At 66.9% G+C, this 20,492-nt stretch carries 18 protein-coding genes; 8 read left to right on the top strand and 10 right to left on the bottom strand.

Annotated features, from left to right (window positions below):
* Positions 1-18: 18 nt before the first annotated feature.
* The gene (locus tag IEW98_RS10035; protein WP_188762810.1) at positions 19-1,476 is read left to right on the top strand and encodes an MFS transporter; all 1,458 of its coding nucleotides are present in this window, start codon (positions 19-21) and stop codon (positions 1,474-1,476) included.
* Between the two features lie 164 nt (positions 1,477-1,640).
* Here IEW98_RS10035 and IEW98_RS10030 read toward each other — a convergent pair whose 3' ends face one another.
* The 5 genes from IEW98_RS10030 to IEW98_RS10010 form a co-directional block, all read right to left on the bottom strand.
* Complete coding sequence (locus IEW98_RS10030) at positions 1,641-1,850, bottom strand: ribbon-helix-helix domain-containing protein (protein WP_243450681.1); 210 nt, start codon at positions 1,848-1,850, stop codon at positions 1,641-1,643.
* 70 nt (positions 1,851-1,920) lie between these two features.
* Positions 1,921-2,643 carry an acetoacetyl-CoA reductase gene (gene phbB / locus IEW98_RS10025; protein ID WP_188762808.1) on the bottom strand — a complete coding sequence of 241 codons (723 nt, stop codon included), beginning with the start codon at positions 2,641-2,643 and terminating at the stop codon, positions 1,921-1,923.
* A 50-nt stretch (positions 2,644-2,693) separates the two neighbouring features.
* Positions 2,694-3,707, bottom strand: a complete 1,014-nt coding sequence (gene hemH / locus IEW98_RS10020) for a ferrochelatase (protein ID WP_188762807.1) — start codon at positions 3,705-3,707, stop codon at positions 2,694-2,696.
* On the bottom strand, positions 3,704-5,890 hold the full coding sequence (locus IEW98_RS10015; protein WP_188762806.1) for a xanthine dehydrogenase family protein molybdopterin-binding subunit: 2,187 nt from the start codon (positions 5,888-5,890) through the stop codon (positions 3,704-3,706). The genes hemH and IEW98_RS10015 overlap by 4 nt, the downstream gene beginning before the upstream one ends.
* A gap of 16 nt (positions 5,891-5,906) precedes the next feature.
* The gene (locus IEW98_RS10010) at positions 5,907-6,392 is read right to left on the bottom strand and encodes a peroxiredoxin (protein WP_188762805.1); all 486 of its coding nucleotides are present in this window, start codon (positions 6,390-6,392) and stop codon (positions 5,907-5,909) included.
* Between the two features lie 96 nt (positions 6,393-6,488).
* Between IEW98_RS10010 and IEW98_RS10005 the strand changes: the two genes are divergently transcribed.
* Positions 6,489-7,052, top strand: coding sequence for a YqgE/AlgH family protein (locus IEW98_RS10005; RefSeq protein WP_188762804.1), 564 nt, complete (start codon positions 6,489-6,491; stop codon positions 7,050-7,052).
* Positions 7,053-7,136: 84 nt separating this feature from the next.
* Here the strand turns inward: IEW98_RS10005 and IEW98_RS10000 are convergent, their stop codons facing one another.
* Entirely contained in the window at positions 7,137-9,182 is a 2,046-nt protein-coding gene (locus IEW98_RS10000) for an AsmA family protein (protein ID WP_207792550.1), read from the bottom strand.
* Between the two features lie 138 nt (positions 9,183-9,320).
* Between IEW98_RS10000 and rpmI the strand changes: the two genes are divergently transcribed.
* The 4 genes from rpmI (at position 9,321) to pheT (ending at position 13,541) form a co-directional block, all read left to right on the top strand.
* Complete coding sequence (gene rpmI, locus IEW98_RS09995; RefSeq protein ID WP_188762802.1) at positions 9,321-9,524, top strand: 50S ribosomal protein L35; 204 nt, start codon at positions 9,321-9,323, stop codon at positions 9,522-9,524.
* A 12-nt stretch (positions 9,525-9,536) separates the two neighbouring features.
* Complete coding sequence (gene rplT, locus IEW98_RS09990) at positions 9,537-9,914, top strand: 50S ribosomal protein L20 (protein WP_188762801.1); 378 nt, start codon at positions 9,537-9,539, stop codon at positions 9,912-9,914.
* A gap of 142 nt (positions 9,915-10,056) precedes the next feature.
* Entirely contained in the window at positions 10,057-11,133 is a 1,077-nt protein-coding gene (pheS, locus tag IEW98_RS09985; protein WP_188762800.1) for a phenylalanine--tRNA ligase subunit alpha, read from the top strand.
* On the top strand, positions 11,130-13,541 hold the full coding sequence (gene pheT / locus IEW98_RS09980) for a phenylalanine--tRNA ligase subunit beta (RefSeq protein ID WP_188762799.1): 2,412 nt from the start codon (positions 11,130-11,132) through the stop codon (positions 13,539-13,541). The genes pheS and pheT overlap by 4 nt, the downstream gene beginning before the upstream one ends.
* Before the next feature lie 45 nt (positions 13,542-13,586).
* Here the strand turns inward: pheT and IEW98_RS09975 are convergent, their stop codons facing one another.
* Entirely contained in the window at positions 13,587-14,330 is a 744-nt protein-coding gene (locus IEW98_RS09975) for a YiaD family glycine zipper/OmpA-like lipoprotein (RefSeq protein WP_188762798.1), read from the bottom strand.
* 173 nt (positions 14,331-14,503) lie between these two features.
* Here IEW98_RS09975 and IEW98_RS09970 point away from each other — a divergent pair, with 173 nt between their 5' ends.
* The gene (locus IEW98_RS09970) at positions 14,504-15,826 is read left to right on the top strand and encodes a hemolysin family protein (RefSeq protein ID WP_188762797.1); all 1,323 of its coding nucleotides are present in this window, start codon (positions 14,504-14,506) and stop codon (positions 15,824-15,826) included.
* A 1-nt stretch (position 15,827) separates the two neighbouring features.
* Here IEW98_RS09970 and IEW98_RS09965 read toward each other — a convergent pair whose 3' ends face one another.
* Positions 15,828-17,594, bottom strand: coding sequence for a M20/M25/M40 family metallo-hydrolase (locus IEW98_RS09965; protein WP_188762796.1), 1,767 nt, complete (start codon positions 17,592-17,594; stop codon positions 15,828-15,830).
* 122 nt (positions 17,595-17,716) lie between these two features.
* Here IEW98_RS09965 and IEW98_RS09960 point away from each other — a divergent pair, with 122 nt between their 5' ends.
* Positions 17,717-18,055, top strand: coding sequence for a hypothetical protein (locus IEW98_RS09960; protein WP_188762795.1), 339 nt, complete (start codon positions 17,717-17,719; stop codon positions 18,053-18,055).
* A 51-nt stretch (positions 18,056-18,106) separates the two neighbouring features.
* On the opposite strand, the gene IEW98_RS09955 is transcribed toward IEW98_RS09960, so the two are convergent.
* Positions 18,107-19,174, bottom strand: a complete 1,068-nt coding sequence (locus IEW98_RS09955) for a phosphotransferase family protein (RefSeq protein ID WP_188762794.1) — start codon at positions 19,172-19,174, stop codon at positions 18,107-18,109.
* A gap of 30 nt (positions 19,175-19,204) precedes the next feature.
* Positions 19,205-20,443 (bottom strand): phosphoribosylamine--glycine ligase, encoded by a 1,239-nt coding sequence (gene purD / locus IEW98_RS09950; RefSeq protein WP_188762793.1) that lies wholly within the window; start codon positions 20,441-20,443, stop codon positions 19,205-19,207.
* Positions 20,444-20,492: the final 49 nt, after the last annotated feature.

Below are 20,492 nucleotides of genomic sequence, written 5' to 3'. Positions count from 1 at the left end.
GGCGCAAACCGTGTTTTCATGTCGGTAATCTCGCCGCCGCCGCTTGTATCATTACCGCCGCCAGCGGTGCCCGTGCCGTTCGCGACCCGTATGTTGTACGGGTCCGGGACGGTCGCCTTCGGGGTCAAGGACCAGGGCTTCAACGCCCTGCTGATGCTGTTCTACAACCAGGTCGTCGGCCTGCCGGCGGCGTGGGTGGGGGCGGCGATCATGATCGCCATGGTCGCCGATGCGCTGTTCGACCCGTTGCTCGGGCAATATTCGGATAATTTTCGCTCGCGGCTCGGGCGCCGGCATCCGTTCATGTATGCGGCCGCGCTGCCGATCGCCATATCCTATCTGTTCCTGTGGTCGCCGCCCGAGATGTCGCAGGGCGGGCAGTTCGCCTGGCTGGTCACGGTCGCCATCATCGTGCGGTTTTCGATCAGCCTGTACGAAATCCCGTCGACGGCGCTGCTGGCGGAATTTACCAGCGATTATGACGAGCGCACCAAGCTGGTCGCGGCGCGATACTTTTTCGGTGTCCTCGGCGGCCTGACCATGACGATCCTCACCTTCCAGTTTTTCCTGAAGGCGACCCCGACGCACCCCGTGGGGCAGCTCAACCCCGACGGCTATGTCACCTATGCCTGGGTGGCGGCGGCGGTGATGCTGGTGTCGGTGCTGGTGTCGTCGCTGGGCACGCAGAAGCACATGCTGACCCTGCCCGTCCTGCCGCCGGCGCCGCGGTTCTCGCTGAGAGTGATGCTGCGCGAGATCCTGAGCATCTTCGTGCACCGGTCGTATGTGTCGATCCTGCTCGCCAGCCTGTTCTTTGCCATTGCCTCGGGGCTCAACACGGCGCTGGCAGTCTATTTCTCGACCTATTTCTGGGAGCTGAGCCCGAGCCAGATCGCCGGCCTGGCGTCGAGCGGCATCGCCGGCATCGTGCTCGCGATGGTCGTCGTGCTGCCGCTGTCGGCGCGCTTCGGCAAGAAACGATCGGCGATGGCGCTGTTCGTGCTGTCGATGTTTTCGGGGGTGACGCCGCTGTTCCTGCGCTCGATCGACCTGTTTCCACCCAACGGCGATCCGCTGCTGTTGCCGATCCTGATGGTGCAATATGCGTTCTCGGTGACGTGCGTGTTCGCCGGCGCCATCCTCGCGGTGTCGATGGTCGCCGACGTCACCGACCAGATCCAGCTCGAAACCGGGCAGCGATCGGAAGGGCTGCTGTTTTCGGCGGTGATCCTCGTCAACAAGGCGGTGTCGGGAATGGGGGTGTTCCTGTCGGGGCTGTTGCTGGCGCTGGTGGCGTTCCCGGCGCAGGCGCGGCCGGGTCAGGTGGCACCCGAGGTGCTGAGCTCGCTGGCTATCACCTATATCGCGGCGATCATGGTGACATCGACGGTGGCGATCATCTGCCTGGCGTTTTACCCGATCAATCGGGCGGACCATGCGGAGAATATCCGGAAGCTGGGGGAGAGGGCCGGGTGAGCTGACTTGGGCGGCTCTCTCGAAGTGATGCTGGCTCGTTCAACGCACCTCGTCATACTGAACTTGTTTCAGCATCCATCCCGCCGTTGGCGAAGGTCTGCCCAGCTGGACGATGGATGCTGAAACAAGTTCAGCATGACGAATGTCTGGTTGGAAAGTCGAACCTAGTGCCGGGGGGCGGTAGCGCGTTCGTATAGCCAGACGCGGATGGCGCTGCTGAGGTTGGTGGTTCGGGCCTCGTCGATTTCGGCGACAAGGGCGGCGAGCGGCTTGTTTTCGGTTTCGGCGGCGGCTTTCAGGGCTTCCCAGAAGATGGGTTCGACAGTCAGCGAGGTGGCGTGGCCGGCGATGGTGAGGGAGTGTTTACCAGTCAATTTTGCGCTCCGCCCCCGCTCCCGGCTCGCGAAGGCGCGAGTCCGACCTCCCCCCGACGGGGGGAGGTATTTAATACATATGTTGCCCGCCATTGATGCTCAGCGTGCTGCCCGTCACGAAGCCGGCATCCTCGCCCGTCAGGAATGCCACGCCCCGCGCGATCTCGCTGGCCTGCCCCAGGCGGCCGGCGGGGATCTTCGCGACGATCTTTTCCAGCACGTCGGCGGGGACGGCGGCGACCATGTCGGTGTCGATATAGCCTGGCGCGATGGCGTTGACGGTGATGCCGAAGCGCGCGCCTTCCTGGGCCAGCGCCTTGGTAAAGCCGTGGATGCCCGACTTGGCGGCAGCGTAATTGACCTGGCCGTATTGGCCGGCCTGGCCGTTGATGCTGCCGATATTGACGATGCGGCCGAAGCCGCGCGATTTCATGCCGGTGAAGGTTGCCTTGGCCATGTTGAAGCAGCCGCCCAGATTGACGCGGATGACTTCGTCCCAGGCTTCATAGCTCATCTTCATCAGCGTGCCGTCGCGGGTGATACCGGCGTTGTTGACGACGATGTCGACCGGGCCGAGCGCCGCTTCGACAGCGGCGACGCCGTCGAGGCACGACTGGTGATTGCCGACGTCCCATTTGAAAGCCGGGATACCATGGCGCTGGGTGAAGGATTGCGCCTTGGCATCGTCGCCGCCGTAATTTGCTGCGACGGTGATGCCGTTTGCCTTGAGGGCGAGGCAGATCGCCTCGCCTATTCCGCGAGTGCCGCCGGTTACGATCGCTACGCGTGGCATGAACTAATCTCCCCTGCCCCTTTATCGGGTTCGGGTCTCACATTACCGGCTTAAATCCAGCCCGCAAGTTCCGTCGCGAGTAAAGTCTTGAGCATTTCGACAGATCCTGGCGCGGCGTTGAGGCAGGGGATGTAACCGAAGTGCGTGCCGCCCGCCGCCATGAAGGTTTCGCGGCCCTCCATGGAGATTTCCTCGAGGGTTTCGAGGCAATCGGCGGCGAATCCGGGGCAGGCCACGGCGATGCGGCGAATGCCCTCGCCGGGCAGCGTGCGAAGCGTGCCATCGGTATAGGGTTGCAGCCATTCGGCGCGGCCGAAGCGCGATTGAAAGGTGACCTTCAATGGTATCTGCAGCGCCTCCTGCAACAAGCGCCCGGTTTTCTGGCAATGGCAATGATAGGGATCGCCTTGCTCGAGCGTGCGCCGGGGCATGCCGTGGAAACTGGTGACGATGAGCTGCGGCTCGAAATCGAGCCCAGCGACGCCTTCGCGGATGCTGGCGGCGAGCGCGTCGATATGGTCGGCGCTGTCGTAATAGGGCGGCAGCGTGCGCAATGCCGGTTGCCAGCGCCAGCCGGCCAGTGCGGCGTTGGCGGCGTCGACAACGGTGGCGTTGGTGGCGGCCGAATATTGCGGGTAGAGCGGCGCCAGCAGGATGCGGTCGCAGCCCTGGTCCTTCATCGCCTGCATCCGTTCCGCAATCGAGCGAGTGCCGTAGCGCATCGCCCAGTCGACGACGACATCGGGGCCGAAGGCGCCTTGCAGGGCGTCGGATTGGGCGCGGGTATAAGCGGTGATCGGCGAGCCGCCGGGCGTCCACACCTTGGCGTAGTTTTTCGCGGTCTTTTGCGGCCGGGTGGTGAGGATGAACAGGTTTAGGATCGGCTTCCAGATGATGCCGGGGATCTCGATGACGCGCGGGTCGGACAGGAATTCGCCGAGGAAACGCCGGACCGAGGCGGTGTCGGGGGCGTCGGGCGAGCCCAGGTTGACGAGCAGCACGCCGACGCGGCCGGCGCGGACTTGCGGGTGATCGGGGGGCAGCCGGAGCGGTGCGGCCGTCATGCCGAGACGAGCGGCAGGTTGCGCCGGCGGCCACCGCCGGCGGCGAAGATGGCGTTGGCCACGGCGGGGGCGATCGGCGGGGTGCCGGGTTCGCCGACGCCGCCGGGGGGTTCGTTGGATGCGATGATGATGACCTCGATCAGCGGCGAATCGGCAAGCGATACGAGGGGATGAGTATCGAAATTGGCCTGCTGCGCCACCCCGCCGGCGAATGTGACGCGGCCATGGAGCGCCGCGGTCAGGCCGTAGATGATGCCGCTTTCGACCTGGGCGCGGACGCTGTCGGGGTTGATGGTGCGGCCGCAATCGATCGCGGCCCAGACCTGAGTGACGCGCGGCGGGGCGCCCTTGACGAGCTCGACCTCGGCGACCTGCGCGACGATGCTGCCGAACGATTCGACCATGGCGACGCCGCGCCCGACGCCCGGGCTGACTTGGCCGAGGGGGCCGCCGGCTTTCAGGACCGCGCGCAATACGGCGGCGTGGCGGGGCTTGTCCTTGAGCATGGCGAGGCGAAATGCGCCGGGATCGATGCTTTCGCCGGCGGCATGGGCCAGTTCGTCGATGAAGCTTTCGGTGATGAAGCCGGTGAAACTGTGCCCGACCGAGCGCCAGAACCCCAGCGGCACCGGGCAGGCGGCGAGCGTATGAGTGATGCGAAAATTGTCGATGGCATAGGGAAGTTCGGCGGCGCCATCGATCGCGGCGGCGCTGGAACTGGGCTCGCTCGCCATCGCCGGCAGGTTGCGGCCGAGAAAGCTGACGGCGACATCGGGGACGGCGATAATGGCGTTCCAGGCGACGATCCCGGCCGGGGTCGAGGCGCCGCGCATCCGGGCGGCAGCCGCGGGTCGCCACATGTCGTGGCCGAAGTCTTCCTCGCGGCTCCAGATCAATTGGACAGGACGGCCGGCGGCGCGGGCGATGAGCGCGGCCTGGACGACGGCGTCGGTCTCCGCCTTGCGGCCGAAGCCGCCGCCGAGAAAGGTCGGGTAGACGGTGACGTCGGCGTCGGGGATGCCGAGCGCCCTGGCGGTGGCCCATTGGGCGAGGCTGGCGGACTGGGTCGGCGCCCAGATTTCGCACTTGCCGCCGTTGAGCGAGGCGGTCGCGGTCATCGGCTCGAGGCAGGCATGGGCAAGAAACGGCAGGGTGTAGTCGGCGGTGATGGCGTCCGCTGCCGACGCCGCGGACAGATCGCCATCGCTGCGCAGCGGGTCGCCGGGGCTGTCGAGCGCTGCCTTCAGCCCGGCTTCGAGCCACGGCCCGGCGGGCGTCGCGGCGGCGCGGTGGCTGGTGTTTACCGTGTCGAGCGCGGTTTTCGCGGCGTACCAGCCATCGGCGACGACGGCGATAAAGCCCGGCCCTTCGACCAGCCGCGCTGTCCGGGGCAAGGCCTTGGCGTCGACAGCGGTGCGGACCGCGCCGATGGGGTCCTGGCGGATGGCGGCGTACATCATGCCGGGCAGGCGGACATCGGCGCCGAAACGGGCGCTGCCGTCGGTCTTCGATGGAATATCGAGCCGCAGCACCGGCTTGCCGATTAAGACAGGCTTGCTGCGCAGCACCGGCGGATCTGGGGCGTCATCCGCCGACACATCGCCGGCGACATCGGCAAAGCTGAGGCGGTTGGCCTTGTGGATGACGAAGCCCGCCGCGGTGTCGCAGTCCTCGGGCGCGACCTGCCAGCGACGGGCGGCGGCGGCGACCAGCATGGCGCGCGCCGAGGCCCCGGCGTGGCGCAGCGGCGTTTCGAAGGCGCGGACCGAGGTGCTGCCGCCGGTGATCTGGAGATCGAAATATTCGACAAGCCGCGCGCCGGCCCAGTCGGCGATGCCGCGGATCGCGGCGGGCATCGACGCCAACTGGTCGTTCAGCATGCCGCGATTGGCATAGTCCGGCCCCAGCGGTGCGGGTTCGACGCCCACCGCCTCCCAATCGGCACCGAGTTCGTCGGCGACGATCTGGGCGAGGCCCGACCAGATGCCCTGCCCCATTTCGGCCTGCGGCACGGCGACAATGACACGGCCATCGGCGCCAATCTTGACCCAGGCGTTGACGAGGTGCTCGCCGTCACCGGCGCTCCAGTTGCCGGTACGCTGGCGCGGCCATACCGCCCAGCCGATCGCCACCGCCGCCCCGGCGCCGGTGGCGATCAGCAGCGAGCGGCGGGTAACGGCCATGGAGGAATGTTTCAGATCAGGCCAGCTGGCCCATCATGTGTTCGGCCGACGAAACCGCGAAAGCGCCAGGCTCCTCGACGTTGAGCTGGGCGACGACGCCGTTCTTGACCAGCATCGAGAAACGCTGCCCGCGGATGCCCATGCCGAACTTGCTGGCGTCCATCTCGAGGCCGAGGGCTTTCGTGAATTCGGCATTGCCGTCGGCGATCATGGTGACCTTGTCGTCGGCGCTGGCGGACTTGCCCCAGGCGCCCATGACAAAAGCGTCGTTGACCGAGATGCAGACGATTTCATCGACGCCCTGCGACTTGAAGGCGCCCGAATTATTGACGAAGCCGGGCAGATGCTTGGCCGAGCAGGTCGGGGTGAAGGCGCCCGGGACCGAGAACAGCGCCACGGTGCGGCCATCGAACAGCTCCGCGGTGGTGATCGGCGCCGGGCCGGCTTCGCTGGCCTTGATCAGCGTGGCGGACGGGATGGTGTCACCGACTTTGATGGTCATGGCAGGTCCTTTGCATTCGTTGTTCGGGATTGGGATTGCACGCGCATAGACGCCCCCTTGGCCATCGTCCAGCACGCGGCTATCGTCCGCCGCCTTATGGCAGACGCTCCCTTTCTATCCGGCCAGCTTTTGCTGTCCATGCCCGGCATCGGCGACCCGCGTTTCGAGCGGGTTGTCATCGCCATGTGCCTCCACGACGACGACGGCGCGCTCGGGCTGGTGGTCAATAATGTCGCAGGCGCGCTGACGGTGCGGGCGCTGATGGAGCAGCTCGATATCGATCCGGGCGCGACCCCGGCGCAGGCGCTGGTGATGAACGGTGGCCCGGTCGAGCCATCGCGGGGGTTCGTCCTCCACAGCGCCGAATACGAGGGGCAGAGCACGATCTCGGTCGGCGGCCAATGGGGCCTGACCTCGACGCTCGATATCCTGAAGGACATTGCTGCCGACAAGGGGCCGGCGCGCTGGCTGGCGGCGCTGGGCTATACCGGCTGGGGCGCGGGGCAGCTCGATGGGGAGCTGACCCGGCATGGCTGGCTGACGGCGCCGGGGGATGCCGAGCTGTTGTTCGATACTGCGGTGGGCAGCCGCTGGCCGGCGGCTTATCGCGGGCTGGGGATCGATGTGGGGAATTTGAGTTCGACGGCGGGGCGGGCTTAGGGGCTTTTTTTTGGCACAGGGGACACCCCCACCCGGGACGGCAAGGGCCGTCTCTCGTCTCCCCCCTCTAGGGGGAGGGAAAGATCAGTTCTTGGCTTTGGCGTTTTCGGCGCGGCTTCTGGCGGTGTCGCGCTTTGCGGCGAGGATCGGTGTGCAGTTGACGTCCTTGGCATCGCCGAGGTCGATGAACGCGGCGATCGCGGCGACCGGCGTCGCGACTAGCCCGAGCCCGACCGCAGCAGCGCCGCGCGCCAGCAACTCGCCCGAGATCGGGTTGATCGACGGGTCGGCAAAATAGCCGCCGACGCCGATCGGCGATTGCCCCGAGAACAGGCTGAACTGCTTGGAATCGGCCTCAAGCGACATCGCCAGCGCCTCGTCCTTGAAGCTGAAACCGCCGCGGCCGCGGAATACCGCCTTGTTGGTGTCGATCAGGATGGGGTCGGCGACCGCCTGGCCATCGGTGACGGTAAAGGCCACCACGCCGCAGTTGATCTGACGCTTTTCCTTCAGTTTCTTGCCGATCATCGCGGTGAGGAAATTCTGCAGGTCGAGCTCGGCAAGCTCGATATTGCGTACCCACAGCATGCCCGTGGGCACCACCAGCGCGATCCGTCCGGTCGAGGACGCCAGCGACTTGCGGATGGTGTCGCCCTGCCCCTTCAGCTGGAGTCGGCCGCGAATCGATGCGGTCGTGCCGGCGTCCTCGACATTGAAACCTGTCAGCACGCGCCCGAGCGGTATTTGCGTCAGGCGGATGTCATAGTCGGTCAGCACCGGCAGGTTGCGCGCATTGATGCCGATCTTGGCGATCAGCCGCCCGCCGGCGATGTCGAAGGCGAACGGCGACAGCGTCAAGACCCTGTTGTCGAGGCCCAGCACCAGGTGAAGGTTGTCGAACGGCAGCTTGCCGGTGCGAACCGCCTTGGCACGGTAATCGATGCGTGCGTCGAACTTGCCGAGGGCGTCGACCGCCAGCGGCGCGTCGGGCAACACGCGCGGCCGTCCCGCCACCTGGGTGACGACGCCCTTGCCGGCTTCGAGGCGTTCAGGATCGTAGCCGATCAGCGGGCCGACATCCTTGATGTCGAGCGTTCTGGAATTGAGCGTGCCGTCGATGCGGAAACGCTCGTTCTCGTTCGCCGCCATTTTGGCGACGAGATTGCCGGCCAGGTCCGAATCGCCGATGCGGCCGGTGAGGTTGCTGAAGCGAAATTCGCGGTCGATTTTGGTCAGGTTGGCGGCGAGCCGATATGGGCGCGTGGCCGGCAGGATGATGCCGAACAGGCGGCCGGGATCCTGGAAATTGCGGCCGGCGGCGGTGACGCGCAGGTTGGCGCCGTCGATGCGGGTGGCGCCCGGCAAGGTGCCGGCGAGCGTGATCCGGGTGCGCGCGATGGTACCCGCCACGTCGAGGCCCAGGCGACCGCCGAGTGCGGCCTCGTTGGGTGTTGTCAGCCGGCCCTCGAGACTGAAGGGGGCGCCGCGCGTGCTGCCCTTGCCGGTGAAGGTCAGCGGGCCGGCGATGCTCTGGCTGCCCTTGGCCGCGGTGCCGGCGATGTCGCCGAAGACCATGTCGAGGCGGGTGGCGGTGGGTGCATCGACCAGCGCGATCCGGCTATCGGTGATGGCGGCGCGGATGACGTCGGGAATTTCGAGCTCGCCGCCGCCAAAGGTCCAGGTGTTGGTCCTGTCGGCGCGGCGTTGCAGTGCGAGGCGGCCGCCGTCGACGACGAGATCGTTGACGGTCAGCCTGCCGAAGATCGCCTTCCACAGCGACGCATCGAGGCGAATCGATCGCGCCGCAAAAAACTGGTCGGCCTCGGCCCAGTCGGGGTTGGCGACGGTCAGCCCATCGGCGCGGAAACGAATGTCGGGATCGAGGTAGAGTTCGAAGTCGCCGGCGACTTTTACGGGGCGGCCGGCTTTTTTGGATACAAAAGATTCAAAGGTCGATTTCCAGAACGTGCCCTTGGTAACATACTGATAGATATACAATCCGATGAGTATGATGGCGATTGCGGCGAGCACCTGCCATATGCGGCGGCGGCGCCGGGCGCGCTCCGGGACAGCTTCGGTGCTCGGGGGCGCGGCAACATCCATTGGCTCGGTAACCCGCATCGTCCCCATGTGTTCCCGAAACGGTCGGGCGCATGATGTGTTGCATTGCCGGGTAGGCGCCGCTATGGCCTGCCGCTTCGCATGACCGAACTGCCCGGCTGAATGGGCTGCCGTGGCTGTTCAAAGATGCGTCCAATGGAGACGAAAATGCCCAAGCTCAAGACCAAGAGCGGTGTGAAGAAGCGCTTCAAATTCACCGCTTCCGGCAAGATCAAGCACGGCGTCGCTGGTAAGCGTCACCGTTTGATCAGCCACAATGCCAAGTATATCCGCCAGAATCGCGGGACCAGCGTTCTCTCCGAGGCGGATACGCCACGGGTGAAGCTCTGGGCTCCGTACGGCCTGAAGTAAGGAGGCCGGAAAATGGCACGCGTCAAACGTGGTACAACGACCAAGGCTCGCCATAAGCGGGTACTTGAACAGGCGAAGGGCTATTTCGGCCGTCGCAAGAACACGATCCGCATCGCCCGCCAGGCGGTGGAGAAGGCCGGACAATATGCGTACCGCGATCGCAAGGTCAAAAAGCGGTCGTTCCGGGCGCTCTGGATCCAGCGCATCAATGCAGCCGTGCGTGAGCAGGGCCTGACCTATGGCGTCTTCATGCACGGCACCAAGCTTGCCGGCATCGAGATCGATCGCAAGGTCATGGCCGATCTCGCCATGCACGAGCCCGACATCTTCAAGGCGATCATCGCGCAGGTCCAGACCGCGCTCGATGCAAAGCCGGCGATGGCTGCTTAAGCAGTATAATCGGACGAACGAAAAAGGGGCGCGGAGGGGACACCTTCCGCGCCCTTTTTGTTTGCTCGGCCTCCCCACGGTGGCGGAGGCAAGTCGAACAGCGGCCCTTTTGTTTCAGAGCTCGGCCCGCTAGACCCCGCCGATGGATATCGACACGCTGAAGACCGACCTGCTGGACCAGATCGCCGCTGCCGCCAGCCCCGAGGCGCTGGAGGCGGTGCGCGTCGCCGCGATGGGCAAGTCGGGCAGCGTCACCGCGCTGCTGAAGACATTGGGCGGCATGTCGCCCGACGACCGCCAGGTGCGTGGGCCGCTGCTCAACGGCCTGCGCGAAGCTGTCGCCGGGGCGCTTTCGGCGCGCAAGATCGCGCTTGAGGCCGAGGCGCTTAATGCCCGGCTGGCGAGCGAACGCCTCGACATGACATTGCCCGTGGCGGCGGCGGTGACCGGCTCGATCCATCCGGTTTCGCAGGTGATGGACGAACTGGCGGAGATTTTCGCCGACCTGGGGTTCGCCGTCGCGACGGGTCCCGAGATCGAGGACGACTGTCATAATTTCAGCGCGCTCAACATTCCCGAGACGCATCCGGCGCGGGCGATGCACGACACGTTTTACTTCCCGCAAGAGCCCGGCAGCGACAAACGCATGTTGCTGCGGACGCATACTTCGCCGGTACAGATCCGCACGATGATGACGCAGGCGCCGCCGATCCGCATCATCGCGCCGGGGCGGACGTATCGTTCGGACAGCGACGCGACGCACACGCCGATGTTCCACCAGGTCGAGGGGCTGGTCATCGACAAGGGCATCACGCTGGCCAATCTGAAATGGACGCTCGAGACGTTCGTGAAGGCGTTCTTCGAGGTCGACGACGTGACGTTGCGGCTGCGGCCGAGCTATTTTCCCTTCACCGAGCCCTCGGTCGAAGTCGATGTCGGCTGTTCATGGGAGGGCGGCCGGTTGAAGATCGGCGGCACGTCGAGCTGGCTCGAGATCCTGGGCAGCGGCATGGTGCATCCGCGGGTGATCGCGTCGTGCGGGCTCGATCCCGAGGTGTACCAGGGCTTTGCCTTCGGCTGCGGCATCGACCGGCTGGCGATGCTCAAATACGGAATGAACGATTTGCGGGCGTTCTTCGACGCGGACTTGCGCTGGTTGAAGCATCACGGCTTCTCGGCGTTCGACGTGCCCACGCTAAGTGGTGGAGTCGGGGCATGAAGTTTTCGCTTTCCTGGCTCAAGGAGCATCTTGAGACGTCCGCCTCGATCGAGGAAATCTCGGCGAAACTGGTTTCCCTGGGGCTCGAGGTCGAGGGCATCGAGGACCCGGCGGCGAAGCTCTCGGCGTTCACTATCGCCGAAGTGCTGACCGCCGAGCGCCACCCGCAGGCCGACAAGTTGCAGGTCCTGTCGGTCAGCACCGGCAGCGGCGAGCCGATGCAGGTCGTCTGCGGTGCGCCCAACGCGCGCGCCGGGATGAAGGGCGTTTTCGGCGCGCCGGGGACGTTCGTGCCGGGATCCGGGATCACGCTCAAGGTCGCGGCGATCCGCGGCGTCGAATCGCGCGGCATGATGTGCTCGATGCGCGAACTCGAACTGTCGGAGGAGCATGACGGCGTCATCGAGCTGCCGGCGGATGCGCCGGTCGGCGGGCGCTATGTCGATTGGGCCGGGCTGTCGGACCCGGTGTTCGACGTGGCGATCACCCCGAACCGGCAGGATTGCATGGGTGTCCGCGGTATTGCCCGCGACCTTGCGGCGGGAGGTCTCGGGCGGCTGAAGTCGTTGGCCGAAGCCTATCGCATCGAGACGCTGGCGGTGGCGCGCGCTGGGGCTGGCCCGGATATCCGTACCGACGATCCGGCCGGCTGCCCGGCCTTTCTCGCGTGCAGTGTCAATGGCGTAAGCAATGGCCCCTCGCACCCGTGGTTGCAGCAAAAGCTGCGCGCGATCGGCCAGAAACCGATCTCGGCGCTGGTCGACATCACCAACTTCATCATGTTCGACCTCGGGCGCCCGCTCCACGTCTATGACCGGGCCAAGCTGAGCGGCGCCCTCGTCGCGCGCAAGGCGAAGGCCGGCGAGCAGGTGCTCGCGCTCAACGGCAAGACCTATGCCGTCGACGAAACCATGACGGTGATCGCCGACGACGATGACGTGCACGACATCGGCGGCATCATGGGCGGGGCGCATTCGGGCTGCTCCGAGACGACCACCGACGTGCTCATCGAATGCGCCTATTTCGACCCGGAAAGCATCGCCCGGACCGGCCAGAAATTGTTGCTGACCAGCGACGCGCGCACGCGCTTCGAGCGCGGCGTCGATCCGGCGTTCCTCGATGATGGACTGGCGATCGCGACGCATCTCGTCCTCGCCTTGTGCGGCGGTACCGCCAGTGAAATCAGCCGCGCCGGGCAGGCACCCGTGGAAATGAGGACGGTGCAATACCGCCCGGCGCGCGTCCTCGGTCTCGTCGGCATCGATGTCGCGGAAGACGAGCAGGAGGCGATCCTCACCCGGCTAGGCTTCGGCGTGACGCGCGGCTCGCCCTGGTCGGTGACGGTGCCGACATGGCGCCGCGATGTCGGCGTTGCCGGCGCGACCGAAAGCTGGGACGGCGAGGCCGATCTCGTCGAGGAAGTGGTGCGCATCCATGGCCTCGACCGCGTCGTCTCGACCCCCTTGGCACGCGCCGAGGGCGTCGCCTTGCCGACCGCGACCCCGGCGCAAAAGCTCGAGCGCCGGGTGCGCCGCGTCCTCGCCGCGCGCGGCAATCATGAAGCGGTGACGTGGAGTTTTCTGCCGCCGGCACAGGCCGATGCCTTTGGCGGCGCGGCGTGGACGCTCGAAAACCCGATTTCGACCGACATGGCGGCGATGCGCCCGTCGCTGCTGCCCGGCTTGCTCGCAGCGGTAAAGCGCAACGCCGATCGCGGCCAGTCGTCGGTGCGGCTGTTCGAACTCGGCCAGCGCTACCTGGCCGACGGCGAGCATGCGTCGGCAGCGCTGGTGCTCGCCGGCGAGGCGCAGGCGCGCGGCTGGCAGACCGGCGGCGCCACCGGCTTCGACGCCTATGACGCCAAGGCCGAGGCGCTCGCGGTGCTGGCCGCAGCCGGTGCGCCCGTCGATCGCCTGATCGTCGCTCCGCCTGCAAACGCCTGGTGGCACCCGGGCCGCAGCGGCCGGCTGGTGCTGGGCAAGGCCGTGCTCGCCGATTTCGGCATCGTGCATCCGGCGACGCTGGCGGCCTTCGACGTCAAGGGCATCGTGGCGGCGGTCGAAATCTATTTGGACGCCCTGCCCCCCGCTCGCGGCCGCAAGTCGCGCGGTGTCTATGCCCCCGCGACATTGCAACCGGTGACCCGCGACTTCGCCTTCGTCGCCGACGACACGCTGGCCGCCGATGCGCTGGTGCGCGCCGCAACCGGTGCCGACAAGGCGCTGATCGCGGGCGTTCGCCTGTTCGACCGCTTCGCCGGCCAGTCCCTCGGCATCGGCAAGGTCAGCCTGGCGATCGAAGTCACCATCCAGCCGATCGACAAGTCACTGACCGACGCCGAGATCGAAGCCGTATCGGCCAAGGTCATCGCGGCAGCGGCAAAGCTGGGGGCTGTCCTTCGCGGCTAGCCGCCGCCGGGCGAGAGGTTTGGCCCCTCGCCCGGCGCGCCGACCCTAGTTCGAATAGCCCGGGCGTGGCTGCTGGACCGGCTGCCCCGGCCGCTGGTTCTGGACGCCGCCCTGATTTCCCATGTCCTGCTCGGTCACCGGCGACAGCTTGATCTCGACGCGGCGGTTCTGGGCGCGGCCGGCGTCGGTGTCGTTCGACGCGATCGGGTACGACTTGCCATAGCCGCTGGTCGCGACGCGGGCGCGGTTGACGCCCTGGTAGCTCAGATAATCGGCGACCGCCTGCGCGCGCTGCTCGGACAGGCGCTGGTTGATGGCGACGGTGCCGACCGAATCGGTGTGACCCGAAACATCGATGAAGGTCGACTGGTACGACGCCAGCGTCTGCGCGACCTGGTCGAGGACCGGGCGGAATTCAGGCTTTACCGCCGACGAGTTGAAATCGAAGCTGATCCCCGACGGCAATTTCAGGTTGATGTCGTCGCCTTGGCGCTCGACCTCGATGCCGGTGCCGGCGGTGCGCGCCCGCAATTCACGCTCCTGCCTGTCCATGTAGCCGCCGATCGAACCGCCGGCGATGGCGCCGATGCCGGTTCCGATCAGCACTTCGGCGCGGTTGTTGCGACCGCCGAGCAAAGCCCCCAGCAACGCGCCGGCACCGGCACCAGCCGCCGCCCCGCCGCCGGCGCGCGAAATCGTCCGCTGGCCGGTTTCCGGATCCGTTACGCAGCCCGAAACCGCCAGCGACGATGCCAGGGCGCCGATGATGAGAAACTTGTTGATTGCCATGCGTGACTTCCCTTGTTGATCGCGCAACCTGTTAAACCATTAATACGCTTTGCGCATGGCTCCGTTAGCGCCTGCCGGTGAGCGTTTGATGAACAGCCTCTTCGCGCCGGCCCGATTTGCCTATAGGGTGCCGCAATGCGGGCAGGCCGGCCCCGCGTCATCCTTCGGAGCAAATGCAGACTTTCCCCTGGTTGGATGTCGCCATCATCGCGGCGTTGATCCTGCTCAATGGCTTCTTCGCCATGTCGGAGATGGCCATTGTCTCGTCGCGGCGCCCACGCCTGCGCGGTATGGCGACCAGCGGTCACCACGGCGCGCGCGCGGCGCTGCAACTGGCGGAGAACCCGGGCAGCTTCCTGTCGACGGTCCAGATCGGCATCACCCTCGTCGGCATCATCAACGGCGCTTATTCGGGCGCGACGCTGGCAGTACCGATGGGGCAGCGCCTCACGGCGTGGTTCGGGTTGCGCCCGGCGATGGCCGAGGAGGTCGGTTTCGCCGTCGTCATCGTCTTCACCACCTATCTTTCGCTGATCGTCGGCGAGCTGGTTCCCAAGCAGTTCGCGCTGCGCTCGCCTGAAAAGCTGGCGTCGTTCGTGGCGCCGATCATGGCGGTGGTGGCGCGGGTCGCCACCCCGGCGGTGTGGGCGCTCGACAAATCGAGCGCCGCGGTCTTCAAATTGCTCGGCCAGGCCCAGCACGGCGACAACCGCGTCACCGAGGAGGAACTGCGCTCGGTGGTGCAGGAGGCCGAGACCGCCGGCGTCATCGAGGAGAGCGAGCGCCAGATGATCTCGGGCATCATGCGGCTTGCCGACCGGCGCGTGCGCGGCGTGATGACCCCTCGCGGCGATGTCGACTGGATCGACGCCGACATGAGCGATGCCGACATCCGCGCGCATCTCGCCACCACCCCGCACACGAGGCTGCCGGTGGCGCGCGGCACCGTCGACAACATCATCGGCGTGCTCCAGGCGCGCGACGTCGTCCAGGCGTTGATCGAAGGCCGGCCGCTCGATCTCGCGGCGATGGCAAGGCCGGCTCCCTTCATCCCCGACGTCGTCGACGCCGTCGAGGCGCTGTCGGTGCTGCGCGAGGCGTCGATAACGATGGCGCTGGTCCACGACGAATACGGCCATTTCGAGGGCATCGTCACCCCCGCCGACCTGCTCGCGGCAATCGCCGGCGAATTCCGTTCCGATGTCGATGACCACAACGACCCGCCGGCGGTCGAGCGCGACGACGGTTCATGGCTGTTCTCGGGCGCGCTGCCCGCCGACGAGATGGCCGACCGGCTCGGCTTCGATCTCGCGCCCGACCGGGATTACGAGACCGTCGCGGGGTTCGTCCTCGAGCATTTCCGCCATCTGCCCGAGACCGGCGAGACCTTCACCCTCGACCGCTGGAAGTTCGAGATCGCCGACATGGACGGACGCAAGGTCGACAAGGTGCTCGCCAGCCCGGTGCGGACGCCGACGAGCCCGCTCCTCGCCTGAGCTATTTGCTGTCGGTATAAGCCGGGATCAATGGCGCCGGCGCGTCGACGCGAACCCAGAGCGCCAGGCTGCCGGCAGCGACGACGAGCAACAGCGCGGCGATCAGCAGCGGTCGCCGGGCCGCGGTGTGCGGCAGTAGCGGCCAGAGCAGCATGAGCCCGAGCGGCGCGAACACCGCCGTGACCGACGGCATGCCGGTGCCGATGCCGAGCAAGACGCCATGGGCAAGGCTGCCCAGCCAGGCGAGGCCGAGGATGGCGGCCACCATGGCGGCGATCGTGCCCACGGTATCGGGCGCGCGTGCGGCGATCGTCATGGCGACAAGCGCGACGAGCAACGGCCAGGCCAGGATCGGCCCCGCGGCGGGCAGCCAGACCTGCGCCGCGGCGGCGATGACCAGGTTCAGCCCGGCAAGCCCGATCCATCCACTCCATAGCCGGCGCGGATGCCGCCGCGAATGCCGGCGCGGCAACATGGCGACAGTGATCGCCAGTGACGCGAGCATCAGCAGCAGCGCCTGCGTCTCGAGGCGCGGCAGCGCGGCGAGGCGATCATAATAATTGACCGGTGCGTCGGCGCCCGACAGCAGATTGCCGAGATAGAGCAGCACGCCGGCGGTCAGCGTGACGGTGACGGCATCGAGGCCGGCGGCGGCAAGGCCCCACCCGGTCCAGTCGGCACGGCGGCGACGCGCGGCGGCGACGAGCAGGACGGCGGCAACGCCGAGCAGCAGCCAGCCCATGGCGACGGGGTACGACAAAGTGAACAGCCCGAAGACATCGGCGAAGATCGCGTCGGGGGCGGCCGGTGGCAACGCGCCGGCGGTCACCAGCGCGCGGGTGATGCCCAATGCCTGCCCGCCCATGTGCTGGATCGAGCCCTGGTCGACGGCGTCGGGGGTTGCCAGCGGCGAGTGGTACAGCCGGGCATCGCCGGTAAAAGCGAAGTTGAAGCCCGGAATGCCGCGCTTGCGGACCGGGGTGAAATCGGTCGAATTGGGCAGCAGGGCATAGATCTTGACCGCCATCGCGGTGGTCGTCGGATTGGCGACGACGCGGCGGTACAGCGCCATCATCGCGCCATTGTCAGCGCCGGTTTCGAACATGAAGGCACGGCCGCCGCCGCCGCGGGTCTCCATGTTGACCAGCACGCCGATGCGATCGGCCAGCGGGTCGCCAGCAATTCCCGGTGCGAAGAAGGCGCGCGCGCCGACCAGCCCGGCTTCCTCGGCATCGGTCAGCAGCACGACGAGATCGCGCGCCTGGGTCGAACGCGGGATGGCGCGGGCGATCTCGAGCGCGGCGGCAACGCCGGCGGCATCGTCGGCGGCGCCGGGCGAGCCGGGCACGCTGTCATAATGCGCCATCAGGGCGACCGCGGGCGCTGCGGGATCGCGGCCCGGGCGCAGCGCGGTGATATTGACGCCGGTCGCGGCATCGGCGGTGCCGCGCTTGACGAGCCCCCGGCGGGCCTTGTCGGGCATCGGGAAGCTGGTCTCGCGGACGGTGAAGCCGAGATCCTGCAGGCGGGCGACAAGATGCGCGCGTACGGCGTCATTGGCGGCGGAGCCGGTGGGGTGCGGTGCGCGGGCAATGACACGCACATCGCCCATGGCGCGGATGGCGGAAAACTGGTCGGCGGGCGCGCTGGCAGGGACGGGAAGGGGCGGCCGGGCAGCGGCAAAACCCAGGAATGCGGCGGCAACGAGCGTCACCACCAGAGCCAGCCATCTTGCCATCTTGTCCCCCGACCGTTTCGATGCCGACATGCATGAAGGCAGACGCGGCCAAGTGCAACAGGTGTGGGACGAAGCGATGGTACGGCTGAAACCCGGGCGCGGGGATGTGCGTTGTTGATGGGCAGGGGACGAGAATTACAGGAGACTTTCCGATGTTCACCAAGACCCTTATCGCGACTGCCATGATGGCCGGAATGGTGTCAGCAACGGCGGATGCGCGTCCTACCAAGGCCGAAGCCAAGGCGCAGGCCGCAGCGACGGCGGAACTGAACCGCCAGCAGCTGGCGTCGCTGAGCGGTAGTGCCGGTGCTAGTGCCGGCGCGATGGGCCAGTCGCAGGGCAGCATGGGCGCGTCGCCTTCGATGGCGGCACCATCGGCAACGGCCGAACCCGTGACACCGCCGGCCGATGCGGCGCCAGCCGATATGACGGCACCGCCGGCGGCTGATACGACAACCCCGCCGACCGGTGTGACGCCGCCGCAGGGCTAGACGCCCGACCAGGATAAAAAGCGGGCGGTACCCTCGGGTGCCGCCCGTTTTTTATGCGCCGACTTTTTGCGCCTGCGCCCAGGCGAGATCGGCGAGCATCTCGACGCCCTCGGCGGTCTTGCGGGCATGGGCATTGGCGGCGGTGCCGCGCACGACACGGCCGCGAATGCCGTGGATGATGCCGGCCAGCCGGAACATGTTGTAGGCGACGTAAAAATCGAGGTCGGGGATGCCGGTGCGGCCGGTGCGCCGGCAATAGGCCGCGACATATTCGTCCTCGGACGGGATGCCGAGCGCCTTCAAGTCATTGCCAACCAGGCCGGTGGTCCCCGTTGGCGGCATCCGGTACATCATCAGGTGATAGCTGAAATCGGCGAGCGGATGACCGATCGTCGACAATTCCCAGTCGAGTACGGCAAGAACCTTGGGCTCGCTGGGGTGGAAGATCATGTTGTCGCAGCGATAATCGCCGTGGACGACCGAAATTTCGTCGCCGACCGGGATATTGTTCGGCAGCCATTCGACGAGCTTGTCCATCGACGGCACGCGGCCGGCATCGGGATCCTCGATATATTGGCGAGACCAGCGCGCGATCTGGCGGGCGAAATAATTGCCGGGCTTGCCGAAATCAGTCAGGCCGGCCTTGTCGACGTCGATCATGTGGAGGTCGGCGATGGTCTGGTTCATCGCGTCGAAATAGGCGGCGCGGGTGTCCGGCGTCGCATCGGGGAAGGTCGCGTCCCAGATCACCCGGCCATCGACGCAATCCATGATGTAGAACCAGGTGCCGATGACGGCGTCGTCCTTGCACAGGCCGAAGGTCCGCGGTGCCGGAAAGCCTTGCGCGTGCAAAGCGGTGATGACGCGGTATTCGCGGTCCACAGCGTGCGCGCTGGGCAGCAACACGCCGGGCGGCTTGCGGCGCAGGACGTAATTCTGTTTCGGCGTGACCAGCTTGTAGGTCGGGTTCGACTGGCCGCCGTTGAACTGGCGAATGGTCAGCGGCCCGGCATAGCCCTCGACGTTCTCCGTCATCCAGGCTTCGAGCCGCGCAGGATCGATCTCCTGTCCGGTACGCACCTCGCCGGTGCCGGAAAACTGCTGCTGGCGTTCGCTCATTTCCACGGTTTTGTCCTGCAAGTTACGGATTTAGACGCCGATGTCGCGCCGGTAGAAACCGCCGGGCCAATCGATCCGGCCAGCCGCAACATAGGCGCGTGCGCGCGCGGCGCCACTATCGCTTCCGATGGCCGTCACTGCCAGCACGCGGCCCCCGGTGGCGATGATATGGTCGGCGCCGTCGCGTGCGGTTCCGGCGTGAAAGACGATGGCGCCTTCGGCTTCGGCGGCGTCGATGCCGGCGATGACGGTGCCGCTCAAAGGCGTGCCGGGATAGCCGTTGGCCGCCATGACGATGGTCACGGCGGGGTCGGGCAACCAGTTGGCCGCAACTTGGCGCAGCCGGCCCTGCGCACAGGCCAGCAGGATCTCGGCGAGGTCGCCGTCGAGCCGCGCCATCAGCACCTGGCATTCGGGATCGCCGAAGCGGACGTTGTATTCGATCAGCCTGGGGCCAGTCGGGGTCAGCATCAGCCCGGCATATAATACGCCGGTAAAGGGCGTTCCGGCGCTGGCCATCGCCGCCAAAGTCGGCTCGATGATCTCGGCGACGGCGCGATCGCACAGCGCGTCGCTGAGCAGCGGCGCCGGCGAAATCGCCCCCATGCCGCCGGTATTGGGGCCTTTGTCGCCATCGCCGACGCGCTTATAGTCCTGTGCCGACGGCCACACCGAATAGGTCTCGCCATCGGCAAGCACGAACAGGCTCGCCTCGGGACCGGTCATGCATTCCTCGATGACCACCGGCCCGGGCAGGTCGGCGAGCGCCGCCAGCGCCTCGGCATGAGTCGCGGCGACGACGACACCCTTGCCGGCGGCGAGGCCATCGGCCTTGACGACGACCGGCAGCGCATGGGCGGCAGTATACTCGACAGCCTCGGCGCCGCTCGCGAAACGCCGATAGGCGGCGGTCGGGATGCCTGCAGCGATGCACAGGTCCTTGGTAAAGCCCTTCGAGCCTTCGAGACGCGCCGCGGCGGCGGTCGGCCCGAATACCGGGATGCCGGCAGCGCGCAGGGCATCGACGACGCCGGCCACCAGCGGGCCTTCGGGACCGACGACGACGAGGCCGAAGCCACCGTCGCGGGCGAAGGCCAGCACGGCAGCCGGGTCGGCGATGTCGAGCGCTATACATTCGGCGACCTGCGCGATACCGGCATTGCCCGGCGCGCAGACGAGGCGGGCCACGGACGGGCTCTGGCGCAGTTTCCAGCACAAGGCGTGCTCGCGGCCACCGCTGCCCAGGACCAGTATGTCGAACTTGCTCATGGCGCGGTTCTTAACAGGTGCGTCACTGACGGCAACCGCTACCGGAACC

The sequence above is a fragment of the Sandarakinorhabdus glacialis genome (assembly GCF_014643455.1).
In the GTDB taxonomy this organism is placed as follows: Bacteria; Pseudomonadota; Alphaproteobacteria; order Sphingomonadales; family Sphingomonadaceae; genus Sandarakinorhabdus; species Sandarakinorhabdus glacialis.
This window is presented reverse-complemented; position numbering and strand designations above follow the sequence as displayed.

Bases quoted from the DNA above. Each gene is read 5' to 3' on its own strand.
- rplT (WP_188762801.1), top strand. From the start codon at position 9,537: ATGGCACGCGTCAAACGTGGTACAACGACCAAGGCTCGCCATAAGCGG.
- hemH (WP_188762807.1), bottom strand. From the start codon at position 3,707: ATGACGGCCGCACCGCTCCGGCTGCCCCCCGATCACCCGCAAGTCCGC.
- pheS (WP_188762800.1), top strand. From the start codon at position 10,057: ATGGATATCGACACGCTGAAGACCGACCTGCTGGACCAGATCGCCGCT.
- rpmI (WP_188762802.1), top strand. From the start codon at position 9,321: ATGCCCAAGCTCAAGACCAAGAGCGGTGTGAAGAAGCGCTTCAAATTC.
- IEW98_RS10005 (WP_188762804.1), top strand. From the start codon at position 6,489: ATGGCAGACGCTCCCTTTCTATCCGGCCAGCTTTTGCTGTCCATGCCC.
- pheT (WP_188762799.1), top strand. From the start codon at position 11,130: ATGAAGTTTTCGCTTTCCTGGCTCAAGGAGCATCTTGAGACGTCCGCC.
- IEW98_RS10035 (WP_188762810.1), top strand. From the start codon at position 19: ATGTCGGTAATCTCGCCGCCGCCGCTTGTATCATTACCGCCGCCAGCG.
- IEW98_RS09960 (WP_188762795.1), top strand. From the start codon at position 17,717: ATGTTCACCAAGACCCTTATCGCGACTGCCATGATGGCCGGAATGGTG.
- phbB (WP_188762808.1), bottom strand. From the start codon at position 2,643: ATGCCACGCGTAGCGATCGTAACCGGCGGCACTCGCGGAATAGGCGAG.
- IEW98_RS09975 (WP_188762798.1), bottom strand. From the start codon at position 14,330: ATGGCAATCAACAAGTTTCTCATCATCGGCGCCCTGGCATCGTCGCTG.
- IEW98_RS09955 (WP_188762794.1), bottom strand. From the start codon at position 19,174: ATGAGCGAACGCCAGCAGCAGTTTTCCGGCACCGGCGAGGTGCGTACC.
- IEW98_RS10000 (WP_207792550.1), bottom strand. From the start codon at position 9,182: ATGGGGACGATGCGGGTTACCGAGCCAATGGATGTTGCCGCGCCCCCG.
- IEW98_RS09970 (WP_188762797.1), top strand. From the start codon at position 14,504: ATGCAGACTTTCCCCTGGTTGGATGTCGCCATCATCGCGGCGTTGATC.
- IEW98_RS09965 (WP_188762796.1), bottom strand. From the start codon at position 17,594: ATGTCGGCATCGAAACGGTCGGGGGACAAGATGGCAAGATGGCTGGCT.
- IEW98_RS10010 (WP_188762805.1), bottom strand. From the start codon at position 6,392: ATGACCATCAAAGTCGGTGACACCATCCCGTCCGCCACGCTGATCAAG.
- purD (WP_188762793.1), bottom strand. From the start codon at position 20,443: ATGAGCAAGTTCGACATACTGGTCCTGGGCAGCGGTGGCCGCGAGCAC.
- IEW98_RS10015 (WP_188762806.1), bottom strand. From the start codon at position 5,890: ATGGCCGTTACCCGCCGCTCGCTGCTGATCGCCACCGGCGCCGGGGCG.